The following is an 18,329-nucleotide window of genomic DNA, read 5'->3' on the forward strand; positions in this document are numbered from 1 at the left end:
CGATCAGCCGTTGACGGCGTCCTTGAGCGCGGAGGCCGGCTTGAAGGCTGGCGCCTTGGAGGCAGCGGTGCCGCACCCCCCAGCCCCAGCACCGTCAGCGCCGCCAACGTCAGCCTGCCCCTCATGCGAGATCCCCTGTCTGTCGGTGTCGTCCCTATGACGCCTCGGGGCCGCGTCGAGGTTGTCCCACGCCGCCGGGAGCTGCTCCGTGACGTCCCGGTCCACGCCAGGCCGGCCGGAGACCGCGGCCCCGGCGCTCCGGCATACCTCGGGCCCGACCTAGACTGGGCGGCCGTGAGCCCCGAGACGAGCCGTGACTTCGTGCTGACCCTCTCCTGTCCGGACCGCGCCGGCGTCGTCCATGCCGTCGCGGGCGCGATGCTCGAGCACGACCTGACGATCACCGAGAGCCAGCAGTTCGCCGACCCGAGCACCGGTGAGTTCCACCTGCGCATGGAGGCCACCCGGGAGGGGAGCCCGATCGAGGTCGAGGCGCTCCGGGCCGGTCTGACCCCGGTCGCGGACGGGCTGGCGGGTCAGTGGCAGGTGCACGACCGCGCCGAGCCGCACCGGCTGCTCGTCATGGTGAGCCGCATGGGTCACTGCCTCAACGACCTGCTCTTCCGGGCGCGGACCGGGCAGCTGCCGGTGACGATCCCGGCGATCGTGTCGAACCACGAGGACTTCCGTGGCCTGGCGGAGTGGCACGGCATCCCCTTCCACCACGTCCCGATCACCGCCGACACCAAGCCGGAGGCCGAGGCGCGGCTGCGCGGGATCGTCGACGATCACGACGTCGACACCATCGCGCTGGCGCGCTACATGCAGGTCCTCTCGCCGGACCTGTGCCGTGACTACTCCGGGCGGATCATCAACATCCACCACTCCCTGCTGCCGAGCTTCAAGGGGGCCAAGCCCTACACCCAGGCGCACGACCGCGGTGTCAAGGTCATCGGTGCGACAGCGCACTACGTGACGGCCGACCTGGACGAGGGCCCGATCATCGAGCAGGACTTCCGCCGGGTCGACCACCGGCTCACCCCCGCCCAGCTCGCCCAGCAGGGCCAGGAGGTCGAGGCGGCAGCCTTCTCGCGGGCGATCCGCTGGCACGCCGAGCACCGCGTGGTCCTGCGCGGCGGCCGCACCATCGTCTTCAGCTGAGCCCGACCGAGCGCCGCCCATGGTTGGCCTGACTCCCTGGCGCGCGCCTTAGGTGGGCGGGGTGAACCGTCCGTCGATCGCGGTCCAGCCGCCGTCGACCATGACCTGGCTGCCGGTGACGAAGCTCGCGGCGTCGGACGCCAGCCAGCACGTCGCCCCGACCAGCTCCTCCGGCCGCGCCCAGCGACCGAGCGCCGACTTCTCGGCATACGCGCGGTCCCACTCGGCGTCGTCGCGGATCTGCTGGGTCAACGGGGTCGCCACCACGCCGGGCGCGACCGCGTTGATCCGCACGCCGGCCGGCCCGAGCTCGGCCGCCCAGGTCCGGACGAGCTGCTGCACGCCGGCCTTGGTCGCGGCATACACCCCCTGCCCCGGCTCGACGGTCACCGCGCGGATCGAGGTCAGCGCGACGATCGATCCGCGACCGCGCTCCACCATGCGCGGCGCGAAGGCCCGCACCGCGTCGAAGGTCCCACGCAGGTTGAGGGCCACGACCCGGTCGAACTCCTCCGCGCTGTAGTCCAGGAGGCGCTTGCGGACGTTCATCGCCGCGGTCAGCACGAGCACCTCGACGTCGCCGAGGGCGCCGGCCAGAGCGCGCAGGTCGTCCGGGTCGAGCACGTCGACGGGGTATGCCGCCCCGCCCGGCGCGCGCTCGAGCGCGGCCTCGGCGACCGCCGGGTCCTTGTCGAGGCAGCTGACCCGCGCCCCCTGCGCGGCCAGGCCGGCCACGATCTCGGCACCGATGCCGCCGCACCCGAGCACGACGGCGTGCCGCCCGTCGAGACGGAACATCTGGGCGTAGTCGAGAGGCATACCCCGATCCTGCCAGCAACCACGAACGACGCTCGGTGGGGTTGGGGGCAACCCTTCGCAGCGCTCGGTGGCGGTCAGGGGTGGCGGAGGATCTCCTCGCCGCGCTCGCGCAGCTCGACCTTGCGCACCTTGCCGGTCACCGTCATCGGGAACTCGTCGACCACCTGCACGTGCCGGGGGATCTTGTAGTGCGCCAGCGATCCGGTGCAGAACTCCCTGACCGCCTCGGCCGTGAGCTCCTCGGCGCCCTCGCGCAGCCGCAACCAGGCCATGAGCTCCTCGCCGTAGCGCTCGTCGGGCACGCCCACCACCTGGGCGTCGACCACGTCGGGGTGGGTGTAGAGGAACTCCTCGACCTCTCGCGGGTAGATGTTCTCCCCGCCCCGGATCACCATGTCCTTGATGCGGCCGGTGATCTCGACATACCCGTCCTCGTCCATCACGGCGATGTCGCCGGTGGACATCCAGCCGTCCCGCAGGACCTCGGCGGTCTTCTCCGGCTCCTCCCAGTAGCCGAGCATGACCGAGTAGCCGGCGGTGCAGAGCTCGCCCGGCTCCCCGCGCTGCAGCACCTCGCGTGTCGTGGGGTCGACCACCTGCACCTCGAGGTGCGGCCCGACGCGGCCGACGGTGCCGACCTTCTTCTCGAAAGGGTCCGAGGTGGCGGTCTGGGTCGACACCGGCGAGGTCTCGGTCATGCCGTAGCAGATCGTCATCTCCCGCACGCCCGCGTCGATGAGCGAGCGCATCACCGAGGCCGGGCACAGCGAGCCGGCCATGATCCCGGTCCGGACCGTGGCCAGGTCGTCGAGGGAGTAGTCGTCGTCGGACCCGATGAGCTCCAGCTCGGCGATGAACATCGTGGGCACGCCGTAGAGCGAGGTGCACCGCTCCTCGCGCACCGCCCGCAGCGTCGCGGCGGGGTCGAAGCCGGGCCCGGGGATCACCATCGAGGAGCCGTGCGTCACCGCGGCGAGATTGCCCATGACCATGCCGAAGCAGTGGTAGAAGGGCACCGGTATGCAGATCACGTCACGTTCGGTGTAGCGGCACCCCTTCCCGACGAAGTAGCCGTTGTTGAGGATGTTGCGGTGCGACAGCGTCGCGCCCTTGGGGAAGCCGGTGGTCCCCGAGGTGTACTGGATGTTGATCGGCTCGTCCGGGGTCAGCGACCCCTGCAGCTCGGCCAGCCGGCCCGGGCTGACCTGGTGCGCCCCGGCGAGGAAGTCCTCCCACGCCGCGTCGCCGATGACGAGCACCTGCACCAGCTCGGGGCACTCCTCGCGCACCTGCTCGACCAGGTCCGGGTAGCGCGACCCCTTGAACTCCTGCGCGACCACCACCGTGCTGACCCCCGCCTGCCGCAGCACGAAGGCGAGCTCGTGCGAGCGGTATGCCGGGTTGATGGTCACGAGGATCGCGCCGATCTTCGCCGTCGCCAGCTGCACGAGGGTCCACTCGGCACAGTTCGGCGCCCAGATGCCGACCCGGTCGCCGCGGCGGACGCCGGAGGCGACGAACGCCCGCGCGAGCAGGTTCACGTCGCCGCGCAGCTCGGCATACGTCCAGCGTCGGCCGGTCGCGACCTCGACCAGAGCCTCGCGGTCCCCGTGCTCCTCCGCCGTCGCGTCGAGGCTCTCGCCGATGGTCTGGTCCAGCAGCGGAGGGTCGGTCGCGCCGATGTCGTGCGCCAGTGCCTCGGACATGGCCCCATCCTGCCCGCCCCGCGGCGCGGGCACCACCGCGGCGAGGTCCCCTACAGTTTCGTGTATGACGATTTCACCCGACCCGACCCGCGAGGCGCGCATCCGGGAGCTCTCCCGGGCGCACGTCCTGACCTCCTGGTCGGCGCAGGCCGCGATCGACCCGCTGCCGCTGGCCGGGGGAGAGGGCGCCTACTTCTGGGACCACCAGGGGCGCCGCTTCCTCGACTTCACCTCGCAGCTGGTCAACGTCAACATCGGCTACCAGCACCCACGGCTGTCCGCGGCGATCGCCGAGGCCGCCGGAGGACTCACGACCGTGGCGCCCTCCTTCGCGCAGGAGAGCCGGGCGCGCGCCGCCGCCGCCATCGCCGGCGTGGCCCCGGAGGGGTTGAGCAAGGTCTTCTTCACCAACGGCGGTGCGGAGGCCAACGAGAACGCGCTGCGGATGGCGCGGGCGCACACCGGCCGGCACAAGATCCTGGCGGCCTACCGCAGCTACCACGGCGCGACCGCGGGGGCGATCACGCTCACCGGGGAGCCGCGCCGCTGGGGCGCCGAGCCGGGTATGCCCGGCGTCGCCCACTTCTGGGGCCCGCACCTCTACCGCAGCGAGTTCCACGCGAGCACGCCGCAGGAGGAGAGCGAGCGCGCGCTCGCCCACCTGCGGCACACCGTCGAGGCGGAGGGGACGCACCAGGTCGCCGCCATCATCCTGGAGACGGTGGTCGGGTCCAACGGCATCCTCGTGCCGCCGCCGGGCTATCTGGAGGGGGTGCGGGCGCTGTGCGACGAGCTGGGCATCCTGCTGATCCTGGACGAGGTGATGTGCGGGTTCGGCCGCACCGGGGCCTGGCTCGCCGTCGACCACTGGGGCGTCCGCCCCGACCTGGTGACCTTCGCCAAGGGCGTGAACTCCGGGTATGTCCCGCTCGGCGGCGTGATCGTCTCCGACGAGGTGGCGGCGACCTTCGACGAGCGACCGCTGCCCGGGGGGCTGACCTACTCAGGCCACGCGCTCGCGACCGCCTCGGCGCTGGCAGCGATCGAGATCATGCGCGACGAGGGGGTCGTGGAGCACGCCGCGGAGGTGGGCGAGCGCAGCCTCGGCCCCGCGGCGACCGCGCTGCTGGGCACGAATCCGCTGGTGGGGGACGTGCGTGGGCTGGGAGTCTTCTGGGCCGTGGAGCTGGTCTCGGACCAAGACTCGCGCCGACCGGCCGGTGGTGAGACGATGAAGGCGGTGCAGGCAGGCTGTGTGAAGCGGGGGATGTGGCCGCTGATCGTCGCCAACCGTGTGCATCTCGTGCCGCCGTGCGTGATCAGCCACGAGGACGCCGATCGTGGCGTCGGGATCCTCGCGGACGCGCTGGCGGACGCGATCCCGTGACCCCCGTGACGAGATGAGCGACATGAAGGAACGACCACAGCTGATCGAGGTACGCATCAGCGTGCCCACCAAGGAGTCGGCCAAGAACATCTCCGAGGAGCTCGTCGGCCGCCGGCTGGCGGGCTGCGTGCAGATCCTGGGCCCGATGACCTCCGTCTACAGCTGGCGCAGCCAGGTCCACGAGAGCAAGGAGTGGCTGCTGCTGGCGAAGACCACCGAGGGGAACTTCGACGACCTCGTCGAGGCGACGAAGTCCCTGCACGGCTACGAGGTGCCGGAGGTGTTGGCGGTGCCGGTGACCTCTGCCTTGGGGGAGTACGTCGACTGGATCACCGACCACCTGCAGGGCCGTGACCAGGCCGGGTGGGGCCTGGAGTCCACCGGCTGAGCCGACGGGATGGAGCGGGCGACGAGAATCGAACTCGCGTATTCAGCTTGGGAAGCTGATGTTCTACCATTGAACTACGCCCGCAGCGCCCTCGATCACGAGGGCGCAGCCATGATAACCATCGCTGCTGGCGCTCACCAAAGCCGCCCCGGTTAGGGTGTCGGCGTGCTGCTCTCCGATCGCGACATCCTCGCCGCCGTCGACGCCGGACGGGTCCGGCTGGACCCGTGGGACCCGCAGATGGTCCAGCCCTCGAGCGTGGACATCCGCCTGGACCGCTTCTTCCGGCTCTTCGACAACCACAAGTACGCGGTCATCGACCCGGCGCAGGAGCAGCCGGACCTGACCCGTCTGGTCGAGGTCGAGCCGCAGGAGAGCTTCGTGCTGCACCCCGGCGAGTTCGTGCTCGGGTCCACCTACGAGGAGGTCTCTCTCCCCGACGACATCGCCGCGCGGGTCGAGGGCAAGTCGTCGCTGGGGCGACTGGGCCTGCTGACGCACGCCACGGCGGGCTTCGTGGACCCGGGTTTCACCGGCCACGTGACCCTCGAGCTGTCCAACGTGGCGACCCTCCCGATCGTGCTCCACCCCGGGATGAAGATCGGTCAGCTGTGCTTCTTCCGGCTCAGCTCGGCCTCCGAGCATCCCTACGGCAGCTCGGCCAAGGGCAGCCACTACCAGGGCCAGCGGGGTCCGACCGCCAGCCGGTCGTGGTCCAACTTCACCCGCGTCGACGTCCGCCGCTGACGCCGCCGGTCTGCGGCGGCCGGCGGCCGGCGGCCGGCGGCCGGTGCTAGGCGACCGGCTCGCTGTCCGCGGCCTCGGCCGGCTCCGGGCTCTCGCCCCGACGCACCGCGGCGAGCAGCATCTGGGCGACGTCGACCACCTCGACCTGCTCGCCGGTGCCCTCGGCCTGCTTCTGCGTGAGCCCGTCGGAGAGCATCACCCGGCAGAACGGGCAGCCGATCGCGATCCGGTCCGCGCCGGTGCCCAGCGCCTCCTCGGTGCGGTTGAGGTTGATGCGCGTCCCGAGCTTCTCCTCCATCCACATGCGGGCACCGCCGGCGCCGCAGCAGAAAGACTTCTCGGCGTGCCGGGGCATCTCGGTGAGCTCCACCCCGGGCAGCGCGCCGAGCAGCTCGCGGGGCGGGGCATACACCTGGTTGTGGCGCCCGAGGTAGCACGGGTCGTGGTAGGTCACCGTGCCGGCGGTGGAGGCGACGCCGGAGGTGTCGGCGGTGTCCGGACGGGAGACCGGCGTCAGCCGCTTCTCGCGCACCAGCCGGTTGAGCAGCTGGGTGTGGTGGACGACCTCGAACTGGCCACCCACCTGGGGGTACTCGTTCTTCAGCGTGTTGAAGCAGTGCGCGCAGGTGACGACGATCTTCGTCGCACCGACCTCGTTGAGCACCTCGACGTTCTGCATCGCGAGCATCTGGAAGAGGAACTCGTTGCCGCTGCGCCGGGCCGGGTCGCCGGTGCAGCTCTCACCGTCGCCGAGCACGGCGAAGCTCACCCCGGCGGTGTGCAGCAGCTCGGCGACCGCGCGGGTGGTCTTCTTGGCCCGGTCCTCGAAGGCGCCGGCGCAGCCGACCCAGAAGAGGTAGTCCATCTCGGCGAGGCTCTCGAGGTCCTCGCCCACGATGGGGATGTCGAAGTCGAGGTCCTTGTCCCAGTCCATCCGCAGCCGGGCGTTCATGCCCCAGGGGTTGCCCTTGTTCTCGAGGTTCTTGAACAGTCCGCCCAGCTCGTGGGGGAAGGCCGACTCGATGAGGTTCTGGTAGCGGCGCATGTCGACGATGGCGTCGACGTGCTCGATGTCGACCGGGCACTGCTCCACGCAGGCGCCGCAGGTGGTGCACGACCACAGGACGTCGGGGTCGATGACGCCGCCACCGTCGGGCACGGTCGGGTCTCCCTCGGTCTCGCCGACGAGCGGCCGCTGGGCGGCGATGACCGCGCTGGTCGGTATGCCGTGCAGCTCCTCGGGGAGCCCGTCCGCGTCCGCACCTCCCGCGGCCTCCAGCGCCTGGGCGGCGGCGTCCCGGTGCTCCTGCCCGGCGAGCAGCCAGGGCGCGACGGCGTGGTGCTGGTCGCGCAGGCTCGTGACGAGCATCTTCGGCGACAGCGGCTTCTCGGTGTGCCAGGCCGGGCACTGCTCCTGGCAGCGGCCGCACTCGGTGCAGGTGGAGAAGTCGAGCAGGCCCTTCCAGGTGAAGTCCTCGACCTTGCCGACGCCGAGCGCGGCGTCCTCGTCGAGGTCCTCGATGTTCTCGAAATCGACCGGCTCGCCACCGACCGCGATCGGCTGCACGGCCCCCAGCGAGGTACGGCCGTCGGGGTGCCGCTTGAACCAGATGTTGAAGAAGGCGAGGAACCGGTGCCAGGCGACGCCCATCGTGGGGGTGCGCGCGATGATGATCATCCAGGCCATGGAGATGAGGATCTTGAGCAGTGCCACCCCGATAATCGCGCCCTCGAGGGTGTCGACCGCGAGGCCGTCGAGGAGCGTCCCGATCCACGCGGTGAGCGGGAAGTGCAGCGCCGTGGCCCAGGCCTCGCCGGTGACCCGGCCGAGGGCATACTCCAGGGCGCGCAGCGCCACGATGCACAGCCCGACACCGAGGATGACCAGCTCGACGACGTACGCCTGCCAGAAGGTCGAGCCCCAGAAGCGGGACCGGCGGCCCAGGCGGCGCGGGTGCTGCCGCTGCCGCACGACGATGAGCGCGACGATACCGACGACGGCGCCCCAGCCGAAGAGCTCGGTCAGCCACTCGTAGGGCCAGAAGTGGCCGATGAGGGGCAGGACGAAGTGCGGGTCGACCAGCTGACCGTAGGCCTGCACCAGGGTGAGGAAGAGCAGGCCGAAGGAGACCATGACGATCCAGTGCGCGACCGCCACCCATGGCTTGCGACCCATCCGGGTATGCCCGAGCACCTCACGGAGCAGCGTCACCGTCCGCGCGCCGGGCTCGTCGGCGCGCTGCGTGGGCTGCCCGAGGCGGAACTGCTCGACGAAACCGGCGATCGTGCGCACGAACAACGCGACCGCGGCCAGGGTCACCAGGCCCGCGACGACGATGGCGAGGACCTGCAGCACTCCGAACGACATGACCGAAGCCTAGACTCCCCCGCCGACGTCGTGCGGCGTGGTGCGCGTGCCATCCCATGGAATAACGTGGTGTTGCTCGATGTATAACAAGCCGAGAGAGCACCACGCCCCGACGAAAGGCACCATCCCGTGCGCGTTCACGACGACATCACCCAGGCCATCGGCGGGACCCCGCTGGTCCGGCTCAACCGTCTCGCAGAGGGGCTCCCCGAGGGGACGCAGGTCCTGCTCAAGATGGAGTCCCAGAACCCGGCCGCCTCCGTGAAGGACCGCATCGGTGCCTCGATCATCGATGCCGCCGTCGAGGCCGGTGAGCTGAAGCCCGGCGGCACCATCGCCGAGGGCACGTCCGGCAACACCGGCATCGCGCTGGCGATGGTCGGCGCCGCCCGGGGCTACCACGTCGTGCTGGCCATGCCGGAGACGATGAGCCTGGAGCGCCGTGCCCTGCTGCGCGCCTACGGCGCCGAGCTGGTCCTCACCCCGGGCCCGGAGGGCATGAAGGGCGCCGTGGCCAAGGCCGACGAGATCGCCGCCGAGCGCGGGGCCGTCCGCGCCCGGCAGTTCGCCAACCCGGCCAACATCAAGGTCCACTACGAGACGACCGGGCCGGAGGTCTGGGAGGACACCGACGGGACCGTCGACATCTTCGTCGCCGGCGTCGGCACCGGCGGCACGATCACCGGCGCCGGTCGCTACCTGCGGGAGCAGAAGCCGGACGTCGGCCTGGTCGTCGTCGAGCCCGCCGACAGCCCGATCCTCACCGGTGGCCAGCCCGGACCGCACAAGATCCAGGGCCTGGGCGCCAACTTCGTGCCGGAGATCCTCGACACCGACCTCTACGACGAGGTCGTCGACGTGCAGCTCGATGATGCCCTGCGCGTGGCCCGCTCGCTGGCCACCGAGGAGGGCGTGCTCGCCGGCATCTCCTCCGGCGCCAACGTCTGGGGTGCCCTCGAGGTCGCGAAGCGGCCGGAGAACGCCGGCAAGACCATCGTCGTGATCATCCCCTCCTTCGGCGAGCGCTACCTGTCCACCGTGCTCTTCGAGGGCCTGCGGGACTGAGCATGGTCCACCGGCTCAGCGAGCACGCACGCCGCGGGGCAGGTGCCCTGCGGCGGGCCGTGGCCTCGGCGCGGGAGGACCTCGACGCCGCGATAGAGCGTGACCCGGCGACGAGCAGCCGGGTCGAGATGGCCCTCGCCTCGCCCGGGCTGCACGCCCTGTGGGTGCACCGCGCCAGCCACGCGATGTGGGGGGCCGGCCTGCGACTGCCGCCCGGCTGCTCTCGCAGGCGGCGCGGTCGGCGACCGGGGTGGAGATCCACCCGGGGGCGAGCATCGGACGGCGCTTCTTCGTGGACCACGGCATGGGTGTCGTCATCGGCGAGACCGCCGAGATCGGCGACGACGTCATGCTCTACCACGGCGTGACCCTGGGCGGGCGCTCGCTCGACCCGACGATCAAGCGGCACCCGACCCTGGGCGACGGCGTCACCGTGGGCGCCGGGGCGAAGATCCTGGGTGACATCGCCGTCGGTCACGGGGCCCAGGTCGGCGCCAACGCGGTGGTCACCAAGGACGTGCCGTCCATGGCCGTCGCGACCGGCATCCCCGCCTCGGTGCGGCGTCCCGAGCCCGGCAGCGACCCGCAGCAGGCGCTCTACGACGACCCGGCGATCTGGATCTGAGCGAAGACCGGTACACCGCGGGATCACCGGGTATGCCGAAGGCCCACCTCCGGACCGGAGGTGGGCCTTCGTCGTGCTCGGGCGGGCGTCAGGGCAGCTTCTCGCCACCCGGGCCGAAGCCGGTGGTGTCGACGGTCGCCCCGCCGTCGCCGTCCAGGCTGCCGGTGCGGTTCTCGTAGGACCCGTCGGTGCCGGTGGTCTCGTGGCCGCTCACGCGGGACTTGACCTCCTCGGCCTTCCCGCGGGCCTGGTCGCTGACCTTCTGGCCGATCTCGGGGGCCTTGGCCTTGACCTGCTCGACGGTCTCCTGGACCTTGGGGTTGCTCCAGGCCTTGTTGGCCTGGTCGGCGATCTGGTCGTAGCGCTCGCGCCCGGCACGCGCCCCCAGGACGTAGCCTGCGGCCGCACCGACGAGCAGCATCAGCTTGTTGCGCATCGTTGACTCCTTCGTGATGGTCGTGCGTTCGTCCCCGACCATACAGCCGCCTCGCCCCGTCGGCGGGCTGGGTCAGCGCCTCGCGCGCTCGGGTCGCCGGGACCGACAGCCCCGTCTGCGGTGGCGGTGGAGCGTACGTCGTCCGCGCGACACATCGGCGGAGGGTGTGGGATTCGAACCCACGGAGGTCTCCCTCGGGCGCTTTCAAGGCGCCTGCACTAGGCCACTATGCGAACCCTCCAGGCCGGGGCGGCTCCGGTGCGGGGAAGCCGGACCTGGCAGTGCCCATCATCGCACGGTGGCGCGATGCCACGTCCGGGCTGTGCGGCTGATAGCGTGGGGACCTGGTTGGCGTTGTATCTTCTCGCGAGTGAGCTGGGGGGTTCACCACCACCACCGTCCGCGCCCTGCGGGCGGTTGCACATGCACAAGCACAGCAGAAAGAAGATCGCCCATGGCACAGGGAACCGTGAAGTGGTTCAACGCGGAGAAGGGCTTCGGCTTCATCGCTCAGGATGGCGGTGGCCCCGACGTGTTCGTCCACTACTCGGCCATCGAGACCAACGGCTACCGGACGCTCGAGGAGGCCCAGCGGGTCGAGTTCGACGTCACCCAGAGCCCCAAGGGGCCGCAGGCGGACGCTGTTCGCCCGATCTGAGGTAGGCCGCTCCTAGAGCTTCCGCGAAGGCCCCCGTCACCATCAGGTGGCGGGGGCCTTCCGCATACCTCGATCGACCGCGGTGGGTCGTGCCGATCAGCCGCAGACCGCCCCGACGTCCTCGAGCTCGTCGGTGGGCTCCTCCGAGGTGGTCGCCGCAGCTTCCTCCGGGGGTGCCTCGGTGGTCTCCTGCGCCTCGTCCTCCGGCGCGTTGGTGGCGGTGGCCTCCTCGGGCGGGGGCTCCGGGGCCGGCGTGGGGTTGAGCGCCTCGTAGACACGCGCGCGGATCTGGGAGTAGTTGGGGTCGACGGTGTCGATGTTGGCGCCGGTGAAGGGAAGGCTGCTCATCGTCGCCCCCTGCACCTGCAGCACCAGCCCTGCCCACTCGTCGAGGTCCTCCTGCGGCAGGTCGGTCACGACGTTGTCGCCCACCGCCCCGATGATCTGGGGGTAGCGCTGCAGCATCGTCATCGGCTCGACCTGGTCGACGACCGCCGCCACCATGCAGCGCTGCCGCCGCATCCGGGAGAAGTCGTCGGAGGTCACCCGGGAGCGGGAGTAGGCCAACGCCTGGGGCCCGTCGAGCCGGTGCGAGCCCGCCTCCAGCCACTCGTAGTCCGAGGTCTGGTCCAGCTGCAGGGTGCCGTTGGCGTCGGTGAAGGTCCGCCCGCCGATCGGGATCCGCTCCTGGACGTTGACGAGACCCCGCCCATGGCGTCCACCAGGTCGGCGAAGCCTCCATGTTGACGATCACCGTGTGGTGGATCGGTATGCCGAGGATGCCAGAGAGCACCTCGCGGGTCGCCGTCTGCCCCGGCGTCGGGTCGTCGGCATACCACTCCGGGTGCTCCTCGGCGGTGGCCTCGGCCTCGGTCCAGATGCTGTTCATCAGGCACTGGTCGCCGCAGTCGTAGACCGGTCCGTGGACGCGGTGGAGCGGGTTGTCCCGGGGGAGCGGGATCCGCTGCAGGTTGCGGGGGATGGAGAACAGCACGCTGTCCCCGGTCTCGGTGTCGATGCTCGCGACGATCATCGTGTCGGTGCGCGTCCCCTCGCGGGCGTCTGAGCCATCGGAGCCGAGCAGCATGACGTTGACCCGCGGGAGGTCCTTCCACGGGTCGTCGGGGTCGTCACCGACCACCGACGTGGGCGTGGCCCCGCCGCCGCTCCCGCCGACGACGCCGCCGGAGCTGAAGACCTTGTCGACAGCGTCCACGTGGGCGGTGATGTAGCGCACCCCGAAGACCGCCGGGGCCGTCACCGCCAGGCACAGCACCGCGGTGAGCGTCACGAGCGCGGCGCGGCCGCCCGAGGTGGGCCGACGTGGTGCCGAGGACAGCGCGGTCAGCGCGATACCGCTCACCCAGACCAGGGTCCCGAGGACGAGCACGACCGCGATGGCCCGGAGCCGCCCGGTGTCGGCGGCGGTCTGCAGCGCGGTCGTGGTCAGGCCGTTGGTCAGGGCATACCCGCCGACGACGAGCAGTGCGACCAGGGCGAGCGCGACGATCACCAGGCCCAGCCGGCGTCGCGGGGTCCCCAGGAGCCCGGAGCCGGGCACCACGGCGCTCAGGGTGGTGAGGCCGAGCGAGCGGCGCAGGCTCGGGTCCGCCCACGACTGCCGGGAGAGCCACTCCGAGCGCGATGCGGGTGCACCGGACCCGCGCTCGGAGGTGCCGCGGCTGTCGGACATGCGTGGGGCCTTTCAGGTCGTCGGGAACCATACTCTCCTACCAGTCCAGGCTGGTGACGGGCTGGGAGAGGCGTGTTTGGCCGTGCCGGAGGTGACAGGTAACCTGATCCACGCCGTGGAGGTGTCGCCTAGTCTGGTCTATGGCGCCCGCCTGCTAAGCGGGTTTCGGGTTTATAGCCCGATCGAGGGTTCAAATCCCTCCACCTCCGCCGAACACCCAGAACCCCCGGAGCCGCTGCCCCGGGGGTTCTGTGCGTCTGCGCCCGCTCAGGAGACGTCCTCCTCCTCGCCCTCGGACGTCTCGTCCGGCTGCTCCTTGGAGTCCTGCGCCTCGGCGGCCTCGTCCGACCCCGACGCCCGCAGCTTCTTGTCCAGCTCCTCCACCTTGGCCTCGATGTCCCCGTTGCCCGGGGGCAGCGGCTCCTCGGCCAGCATGGGCTCGTCGGTGCGGCCTCGGGGCTCCTCGCCCGGGGTGATGCTCATCGTGCACGACCTCCTCGATCCAGGGAAGGTCAGCCTGCCACCCCGCACCGCCGAGCACCACCGCGAGTGCCCGGTCCACGGATTAGGAGCCGCCCACGGCGATCCGTTAGAGTTGGCGTTCGCCAGCGCCCGTAGCTCAACGGATAGAGCATCTGACTACGGATCAGAAGGTTAGGGGTTCGAATCCCTTCGGGCGCGCTCTGGTCGAGAGATGGACGAAGGCCCCCACCGGCTGCGGTGGGGGCCTTCGCCATGTCCGTGGCTCAGCCCTCGACCGGCTCCACCCCGAGCTCGCGCAGCATCCCGCTCACCCGAGACCGGATCTCGTCGCGGATCGGCCGGACCGCCTCGACGCCTCGCCCGGCCGGGTCCGCCAGCGCCCAGTCCTCGTAGCGCTTGCCGGGGAAGATCGGGCAGGCGTCGCCGCAGCCCATGGTGACGACGACGTCGGAGGCCTGGACCGCCTCGGCGGTGAGCACCTTCGGGGTCTGCGCCGAGATGTCGATCCCCTCCTCGAGCAGCGCCTCCAGGACCGCGGGGTTGACCTCGTCCGCCGGCGCGGAGCCGGCCGAACGGACCTCGACCGCGCCACGGGACAGGTGGTGGGTGTAGGCCGCGGCCATCTGGGAGCGGCCGGCGTTGTGGACGCAGACGTAGAGGACGGAAGGACGACTGTCGGTGGTCTCGGTCATGCTGATCTCCTCGGGGTGCGGATCTCGACGGGAGGGTGAGTCAGGGTGGTCGGACGACGTGGGTACGGGGCTGCGCTCTGGTCAGCCCAGGATCTGGCGCAACAAGGTCGTCACCCGCCCCTGGATGTCGTCGCGGATCTCGCGGTGGTTTGGGGTATGCCGTGCCGAGGCTGATCCCGCGCTCGGCCAGGACGTCGACGACGAGGGGGTTGATCTCGCCCGTCGGTGCGGAGCCGGCGGACCGCACGTGCACGCGACGGTCGGCGTCGGTCAGGGGGGTCGGGGTCATCCTGCTGCCTCCGCGGTGGATGTGGGCTCGTCGGGAACGGCGATGGGCGTGGACTCCCTCGGGGTGGGAAAGAGGGCGAGGACGGCCGCCACACCGATCGCTGCGCCGACGACCTGGGCCAGGACGAAGCCAGGCGCGGAGACCGGGGCGATCCCGGCGAAGGTGTCGGAGAAGATGCGACCGACGGTGACCGCCGGGTTCGCGAAGGAGGTGGAGCTGGTGAACCAGTAGGCGGCGCCGATGTAGGCGCCGACCGCGGGGGCGACGACGGCCTTGCGGCCCGCTCGCAGCAACCCGAAGATGAGCCCCACCAGCCCGGCGGTCGCGACGACCTCGGCGAGCAGGTGCGGACCGGTCGCCCGGTCGGTCGTCGACAGCGCCGTCGGGACGGCGAACATGAGGTTGGCGAGCACGCAGCCCGCGATGCCGCCGACGACCTGGGTGACCGCGTACGCCATGCCTTCTGTCGCGGTCGGGCCGGAGCCGTCCCGGCGCCCGAGGAACCACGCGGCGAGCGTCACCACCGGGTTGAAGTGGGCGCCGGACACCGGGCCCAGGACGAGGATGAGGACCGAGAGCCCAAGGACGGTCGCGGTGGAGTTCTGCAGCAGCTGGAGCCCGACGTCGTCGGGGGAGAGCTGCTGGGCCATGATCCCGGAGCCGACGACGGTGGTGACGAGCAGCGCGGTGCCGATGCCCTCGGCGAGGAGGCGTCGGGGGAGAGGAGGGGTGGTCACGACCGCATCTTGACGGACCCTGATTGCTCAGTCAAGATTGAGGCAATGAACATTGAGCAAAGTTCCGAGCTGGAGCGTCGGGTGCGACGGCACGCGGCGCTGGCGGACGCGACCCGGCTGCGGATCGTCGACGCGCTGGCACTCTCCGACCGTGCGGTCTCGGCTCTCGGCAGGGGTCTCGGCCTCTCGTCCAACCTGCTCGCGCACCACCTCAGGGTGCTCGAGGACGCCGGGCTGGTGCGCCGGCACCGCTCGGAGGGCGACGGCCGCCGGACCTACGTCTCGCTCGTCGGGGGGCCGCCGGGAGAGGCGCCTGCCGCGCCGGACCTCGGCACCGCCGAGCGCGTGGTCTTCGTGTGCACCGCCAACACGGCCCGCTCGCATCTCGCCGCGGCGCTGTGGCGCGCGGCCACCACCGTGGACACGGTGTCGGCCGGGACGCACCCGGGGGAGCGCATCGCGCCGGGTGCACTCGCCGCCGCGCGAAGGCACGACCTGGAGCTGCCGGAGGTCGAGCCGCGGCAGGTCGACGGGCTGCTGACGCCGGGCGACCTCGTCGTCACCGTGTGCGACCGGGCGCACGAGGAGCTCGGCGGCGCGGACGCCGTCCACTGGTCCGTGCCGGACCCGGTCCAGGTGGGCACCGCCCGCGCCTTCGACGAGGCCCACGACGACCTCGCCGCCCGGGTCGCTGCCCTCGTCCCCGCGCTCACCCCGGGCGCGGGCAACCTGAGCAGAGAAGTCAGCCCGAGACGCTGGTTATTGCGTTGTCCCGGCTCGACAATTTTGCTCAAGTTCTACCCGGGGGCGGGGCCGGCGCCAGTCACCCTCGGGCACCGCGGCCGCGCGGTATGCCGTCCGCCCACCTCAGCGGATGGGTGAGGGCGGCTCCTCGCCGGCCAGCACGGCGACGGCGTTGTCCGCTGCCAGCGTGGCCATCGCGGTGCGCGTCTCGATCGTGGCGGAGCCCAGGTGGGGCACGAGCACGGCGTTCTCGCAGTCCAGGAGGCCGGGGTGCACGTCCGGCTCGTCCTCGAAGACGTCCAGCCCGGCACCGGCGATCTGCCCGCTGCGCAGGGCCTCGACCAGCGCGGCCTCGTCGATGACCGGCCCGCGGGCGGTGTTGACGAGGTATGCCGTCGGCTTCATCGCGGCGAGCTGGTCGTGGCTGATCAGGTGGTGGGTGGCGGGGGAGTAGGGGCAGTGCAGGCTCAGCACGTCCGACTCGGCGAGCAGCGTGTCCATGTCGACGCGGTGGGCGCCGAGCTCGAGCTCCAGCTCGCGCGCGGCCTGCGAGCGAGAGGAGTAGATGACGTTCATCCCGAAGGCACGCGCCCTGCGTGCGACCGCAGCCCCGATCCCCCCGAGGCCGACGACGCCCAGCGTCTTGCGCTGCAGCCCGGAGCCGAGGAGGTAGAACATGCCCCACTGCCACGGGGTGCCGCTGCGGATGATCCGCTCGCCCTCGCCCAGGCGCCGCGTCGCCATGAGGATCAACCCCATCGCGATGTCGGCCGTCGCCTCGGTGAGCACCCCCGGGGTGTTGGTCGCGACGACGCCGCGCTCCCGGCATACCTCGACGTCGACGTTGTTGTAGCCCACCGCGACGTTGGCGACGACCTGCAACTGGTCCCCGGCGGCGTCGAGCAGCTCGGCGTCGACCTTCTCGGTCAGCAGCGTGAGCAGCGCGTCGGCGCCATGCACGTGCTCCAGCACCGACTCCCGTGGCTGCGTGTCCTCGCCCTCCCAGGCGTCGACCTCGTGGCCGGCGCGGCGCAGGATGTCCAGTCCCGGCTTGGGGATCCTCCCGGTGACGACGACCCGGCTCACGCGTGGCTCCCGACCCAGTCGCGCAGCCCACCGAGGCCGCGCCGGATCTTGTCCTCGGACAGCCCGGAGTAGGCGAACCGGATGTAGCTGCGGTCCTCGCCCGGCTGCGGCCGGCCGAAGTGGTTGCGGGTGCAGAAGCTCACGCCGGTCGCGTGCAGCGCCTGCTGCGCGAAGTCCGTGAGCCCGTCCGCCCCGACGATCTGGATCGCCTCGGTCACATCGGGGAAGAGGTAGAACGTCGAGCGCGGCGTCTCCACCGACATACCGGGCGTGCCGTTGACGATCTCGCACGCGGCGTCCCGTCGCCCGCGCAACGTGTCGAGCATGTCGGCGACCGGCTGCTGCGTGCCCTGGAGCGCCGCGATCCCGGCCCACTGGACGTAGTGGGTGGTGCACGACTCGTCGTTGGTGTTCATGGTCGAGAAGACCTTCCCGAGCTCGGTCGGGGCGACCGCGCACCCGAGCCGCGATCCGGTCATCGCGAACTTCTTGGAGAAGGTGTAGAGGATGCAGGTGCGCTCGGCCATCCCCGGCAGGCTCGCGATCGACGTCGACTCGCCCTCGTAGCGCATCTCGAAGTAGGCCTCGTCGGAGAGCACCCAGAGGTCGTGCTCCTGGGCGAGCGCGGCGACCGCCTCCCGCTCGGCGTCGGTGGACTCCGCGGAGATCGGGTTCTGCAGGTCGTTGTAGATGATGGCGACGGTCCGTTCGGTGATGGCGTCGCGCACCTGGTCCAGGTCGATGCGGAAGCCGTCGTCGGTCGGGAGGTAGCGGTAGGGCCGGGCGACGCCGCCGAGGTACTCGATCTGGGACTCGTAGATCGGGAAGCCCGGGTTGGGGTAGAGCACCTCGTCGCCCGGGTTCATCACCGCCTGGAGGAACTTGGTGATCACCGGTTTGCCGCCGGTCATCACGGTGACGTCCTCGGGGGCGACGGTCATGCCGCGGCGGGAGCCGATGTCGTCGGCGAGGGCCGTCCGCAGCTCCGGTATGCCCGGTCCCGGGCAGTAGCCGGTCCTCCCGTCCGCGATCGCGGCGTTCATCGCCTCGACGATGTGGTCGGCCAGCGGGAAGTCGAGGTCGCCGAGGTGGAAGGGGAAGACCTCGTGGCCCTGCGCCTTCCAGTCGGCGGCCGCCGCCGCGACCGCGAACGCGGTCTCGGTGCCGAGGTTGTCCAGTCTGCTCGCGAGCCGCATACCCCACGTCCTTGTGTCGAGTGTCGAGTGCCGAGTCGTGCCCGCCGGG

General features: G+C 71.2%; 18 protein-coding genes, 4 tRNA genes and 2 pseudogenes. 11 read left to right on the forward strand and 13 right to left on the reverse strand.

The window, feature by feature from the left end:
- Window positions 1-294 precede the first annotated feature (294 nt).
- Entirely contained in the window at window positions 295-1,161 is an 867-nt protein-coding gene (gene purU, locus BJF80_RS01225) for a formyltetrahydrofolate deformylase (RefSeq protein WP_028131205.1), read from the forward strand.
- A 48-nt stretch (window positions 1,162-1,209) separates the two neighbouring features.
- Here the strand turns inward: purU and BJF80_RS01230 are convergent, their stop codons facing one another.
- Both BJF80_RS01230 and BJF80_RS01235 read right to left on the reverse strand, forming a co-directional pair.
- Entirely contained in the window at window positions 1,210-1,980 is a 771-nt protein-coding gene (locus tag BJF80_RS01230) for an SDR family NAD(P)-dependent oxidoreductase (protein ID WP_075810918.1), read from the reverse strand.
- A gap of 74 nt (window positions 1,981-2,054) precedes the next feature.
- On the reverse strand, window positions 2,055-3,686 hold the full coding sequence (locus BJF80_RS01235; RefSeq protein WP_075810919.1) for an AMP-binding protein: 1,632 nt from the start codon (window positions 3,684-3,686) through the stop codon (window positions 2,055-2,057).
- A gap of 64 nt (window positions 3,687-3,750) precedes the next feature.
- Between BJF80_RS01235 and BJF80_RS01240 the strand changes: the two genes are divergently transcribed.
- Together BJF80_RS01240 and cutA are read left to right on the forward strand one after the other, a co-directional pair.
- Window positions 3,751-5,073 carry an aminotransferase class III-fold pyridoxal phosphate-dependent enzyme gene (locus tag BJF80_RS01240; protein ID WP_075810920.1) on the forward strand — a complete coding sequence of 441 codons (1,323 nt, stop codon included), beginning with the start codon at window positions 3,751-3,753 and terminating at the stop codon, window positions 5,071-5,073.
- Window positions 5,074-5,095: 22 nt separating this feature from the next.
- The gene (gene cutA, locus BJF80_RS01245; protein WP_075810921.1) at window positions 5,096-5,461 is read left to right on the forward strand and encodes a divalent-cation tolerance protein CutA; all 366 of its coding nucleotides are present in this window, start codon (window positions 5,096-5,098) and stop codon (window positions 5,459-5,461) included.
- A gap of 10 nt (window positions 5,462-5,471) precedes the next feature.
- On the opposite strand, the gene BJF80_RS01250 is transcribed toward cutA, so the two are convergent.
- Window positions 5,472-5,545, reverse strand: a tRNA-Gly gene (locus BJF80_RS01250).
- A gap of 81 nt (window positions 5,546-5,626) precedes the next feature.
- Between BJF80_RS01250 and dcd the strand changes: the two genes are divergently transcribed.
- A complete protein-coding gene (gene dcd / locus BJF80_RS01255) occupies window positions 5,627-6,208 on the forward strand; it encodes a dCTP deaminase (RefSeq protein ID WP_022926020.1) in 582 nt (193 codons plus the stop codon).
- Between the two features lie 46 nt (window positions 6,209-6,254).
- Here dcd and BJF80_RS01260 read toward each other — a convergent pair whose 3' ends face one another.
- Entirely contained in the window at window positions 6,255-8,576 is a 2,322-nt protein-coding gene (locus BJF80_RS01260) for a (Fe-S)-binding protein (protein ID WP_075810922.1), read from the reverse strand.
- 129 nt (window positions 8,577-8,705) lie between these two features.
- Here BJF80_RS01260 and cysK point away from each other — a divergent pair, with 129 nt between their 5' ends.
- Window positions 8,706-9,641 carry a cysteine synthase A gene (cysK, locus tag BJF80_RS01265; RefSeq protein WP_075810923.1) on the forward strand — a complete coding sequence of 312 codons (936 nt, stop codon included), beginning with the start codon at window positions 8,706-8,708 and terminating at the stop codon, window positions 9,639-9,641.
- Window positions 9,638-10,266 (forward strand): annotated as a pseudogene (gene epsC, locus BJF80_RS01270) (serine O-acetyltransferase EpsC). Before cysK ends, epsC begins: the two are co-directional and overlap by 4 nt.
- A gap of 88 nt (window positions 10,267-10,354) precedes the next feature.
- Here epsC and BJF80_RS01275 read toward each other — a convergent pair.
- Window positions 10,355-10,702 carry a YtxH domain-containing protein gene (locus BJF80_RS01275; RefSeq protein ID WP_075810973.1) on the reverse strand — a complete coding sequence of 116 codons (348 nt, stop codon included), beginning with the start codon at window positions 10,700-10,702 and terminating at the stop codon, window positions 10,355-10,357.
- A gap of 158 nt (window positions 10,703-10,860) precedes the next feature.
- Window positions 10,861-10,943, reverse strand: a tRNA-Ser gene (locus tag BJF80_RS01280).
- Between the two features lie 213 nt (window positions 10,944-11,156).
- Here BJF80_RS01280 and BJF80_RS01285 point away from each other — a divergent pair.
- Window positions 11,157-11,360: a cold-shock protein gene (locus BJF80_RS01285; RefSeq protein WP_075810924.1), complete on the forward strand. Its 204-nt coding sequence runs from the start codon at window positions 11,157-11,159 to the stop codon at window positions 11,358-11,360.
- 96 nt (window positions 11,361-11,456) lie between these two features.
- Here the strand turns inward: BJF80_RS01285 and BJF80_RS19155 are convergent, their stop codons facing one another.
- Together BJF80_RS19155 and BJF80_RS21740 are read right to left on the reverse strand one after the other, a co-directional pair.
- Window positions 11,457-12,041, reverse strand: a complete 585-nt coding sequence (locus BJF80_RS19155) for an LCP family protein (RefSeq protein ID WP_202817122.1) — start codon at window positions 12,039-12,041, stop codon at window positions 11,457-11,459.
- 112 nt (window positions 12,042-12,153) lie between these two features.
- Window positions 12,154-12,447 (reverse strand): annotated as a pseudogene (locus BJF80_RS21740) (LCP family protein); the annotation flags it as partial.
- On the opposite strand from BJF80_RS21740, the gene BJF80_RS01295 reads away from it, so the two are divergent.
- Window positions 12,341-12,592, forward strand: a complete 252-nt coding sequence (locus BJF80_RS01295) for a hypothetical protein (protein WP_075810926.1) — start codon at window positions 12,341-12,343, stop codon at window positions 12,590-12,592. The pseudogene BJF80_RS21740 and the gene BJF80_RS01295 sit on opposite strands and share 107 nt — an antisense overlap.
- Before the next feature lie 578 nt (window positions 12,593-13,170).
- A tRNA-Ser gene (locus BJF80_RS01300) sits at window positions 13,171-13,262 on the forward strand.
- 58 nt (window positions 13,263-13,320) lie between these two features.
- On the opposite strand, the gene BJF80_RS01305 is transcribed toward BJF80_RS01300, so the two are convergent.
- Window positions 13,321-13,536 (reverse strand): hypothetical protein, encoded by a 216-nt coding sequence (locus BJF80_RS01305; protein ID WP_075810927.1) that lies wholly within the window; start codon window positions 13,534-13,536, stop codon window positions 13,321-13,323.
- A 125-nt stretch (window positions 13,537-13,661) separates the two neighbouring features.
- Between BJF80_RS01305 and BJF80_RS01310 the strand changes: the two genes are divergently transcribed.
- Window positions 13,662-13,734, forward strand: a tRNA-Arg gene (locus tag BJF80_RS01310).
- A 65-nt stretch (window positions 13,735-13,799) separates the two neighbouring features.
- Here BJF80_RS01310 and BJF80_RS01315 read toward each other — a convergent pair.
- Both BJF80_RS01315 and BJF80_RS01320 read right to left on the reverse strand, forming a co-directional pair.
- Window positions 13,800-14,228, reverse strand: coding sequence for an arsenate reductase ArsC (locus BJF80_RS01315; RefSeq protein ID WP_075810928.1), 429 nt, complete (start codon window positions 14,226-14,228; stop codon window positions 13,800-13,802).
- 285 nt (window positions 14,229-14,513) lie between these two features.
- Window positions 14,514-15,254 (reverse strand): aquaporin, encoded by a 741-nt coding sequence (locus tag BJF80_RS01320; RefSeq protein WP_075810929.1) that lies wholly within the window; start codon window positions 15,252-15,254, stop codon window positions 14,514-14,516.
- 45 nt (window positions 15,255-15,299) lie between these two features.
- Here BJF80_RS01320 and BJF80_RS01325 point away from each other — a divergent pair, with 45 nt between their 5' ends.
- The gene (locus tag BJF80_RS01325; protein WP_083673387.1) at window positions 15,300-16,136 is read left to right on the forward strand and encodes an arsenate reductase/protein-tyrosine-phosphatase family protein; all 837 of its coding nucleotides are present in this window, start codon (window positions 15,300-15,302) and stop codon (window positions 16,134-16,136) included.
- On the opposite strand, the gene BJF80_RS01330 is transcribed toward BJF80_RS01325, so the two are convergent.
- Together BJF80_RS01330 and BJF80_RS01335 are read right to left on the reverse strand one after the other, a co-directional pair.
- Window positions 16,122-17,084, reverse strand: a complete 963-nt coding sequence (locus tag BJF80_RS01330; protein ID WP_075810931.1) for a 2-hydroxyacid dehydrogenase — start codon at window positions 17,082-17,084, stop codon at window positions 16,122-16,124. The two genes, BJF80_RS01325 and BJF80_RS01330, sit on opposite strands and share 15 nt — an antisense overlap.
- Window positions 17,081-18,280: a pyridoxal phosphate-dependent aminotransferase gene (locus tag BJF80_RS01335; RefSeq protein WP_075810932.1), complete on the reverse strand. Its 1,200-nt coding sequence runs from the start codon at window positions 18,278-18,280 to the stop codon at window positions 17,081-17,083. The genes BJF80_RS01330 and BJF80_RS01335 overlap by 4 nt, the downstream gene beginning before the upstream one ends.
- Window positions 18,281-18,329 lie beyond the last annotated feature (49 nt).

Source organism: Serinicoccus sp. CUA-874, from assembly GCF_001942225.1.
Taxonomy (GTDB): Bacteria; Actinomycetota; Actinomycetes; order Actinomycetales; family Dermatophilaceae; genus Ornithinicoccus; species Ornithinicoccus marinus.

Coding starts and splice junctions, on each gene's coding strand:
- BJF80_RS01230 (WP_075810918.1), bottom strand. CDS start 1,980: ATGCCTCTCGACTACGCCCAGATGTTCCGTCTCGACGGGCGGCACGCC.
- BJF80_RS01235 (WP_075810919.1), bottom strand. CDS start 3,686: ATGTCCGAGGCACTGGCGCACGACATCGGCGCGACCGACCCTCCGCTG.
- BJF80_RS01240 (WP_075810920.1), top strand. CDS start 3,751: ATGACGATTTCACCCGACCCGACCCGCGAGGCGCGCATCCGGGAGCTC.
- cutA (WP_075810921.1), top strand. CDS start 5,096: ATGAAGGAACGACCACAGCTGATCGAGGTACGCATCAGCGTGCCCACC.
- BJF80_RS01260 (WP_075810922.1), bottom strand. CDS start 8,576: ATGTCGTTCGGAGTGCTGCAGGTCCTCGCCATCGTCGTCGCGGGCCTG.
- BJF80_RS01275 (WP_075810973.1), bottom strand. CDS start 10,702: ATGCGCAACAAGCTGATGCTGCTCGTCGGTGCGGCCGCAGGCTACGTC.
- BJF80_RS01285 (WP_075810924.1), top strand. CDS start 11,157: ATGGCACAGGGAACCGTGAAGTGGTTCAACGCGGAGAAGGGCTTCGGC.
- BJF80_RS01295 (WP_075810926.1), top strand. CDS start 12,341: ATGGAGAACAGCACGCTGTCCCCGGTCTCGGTGTCGATGCTCGCGACG.
- BJF80_RS01305 (WP_075810927.1), bottom strand. CDS start 13,536: ATGAGCATCACCCCGGGCGAGGAGCCCCGAGGCCGCACCGACGAGCCC.
- BJF80_RS01315 (WP_075810928.1), bottom strand. CDS start 14,228: ATGACCGAGACCACCGACAGTCGTCCTTCCGTCCTCTACGTCTGCGTC.
- BJF80_RS01325 (WP_083673387.1), top strand. CDS start 15,300: ATGAACATTGAGCAAAGTTCCGAGCTGGAGCGTCGGGTGCGACGGCAC.
- BJF80_RS01335 (WP_075810932.1), bottom strand. CDS start 18,280: ATGCGGCTCGCGAGCAGACTGGACAACCTCGGCACCGAGACCGCGTTC.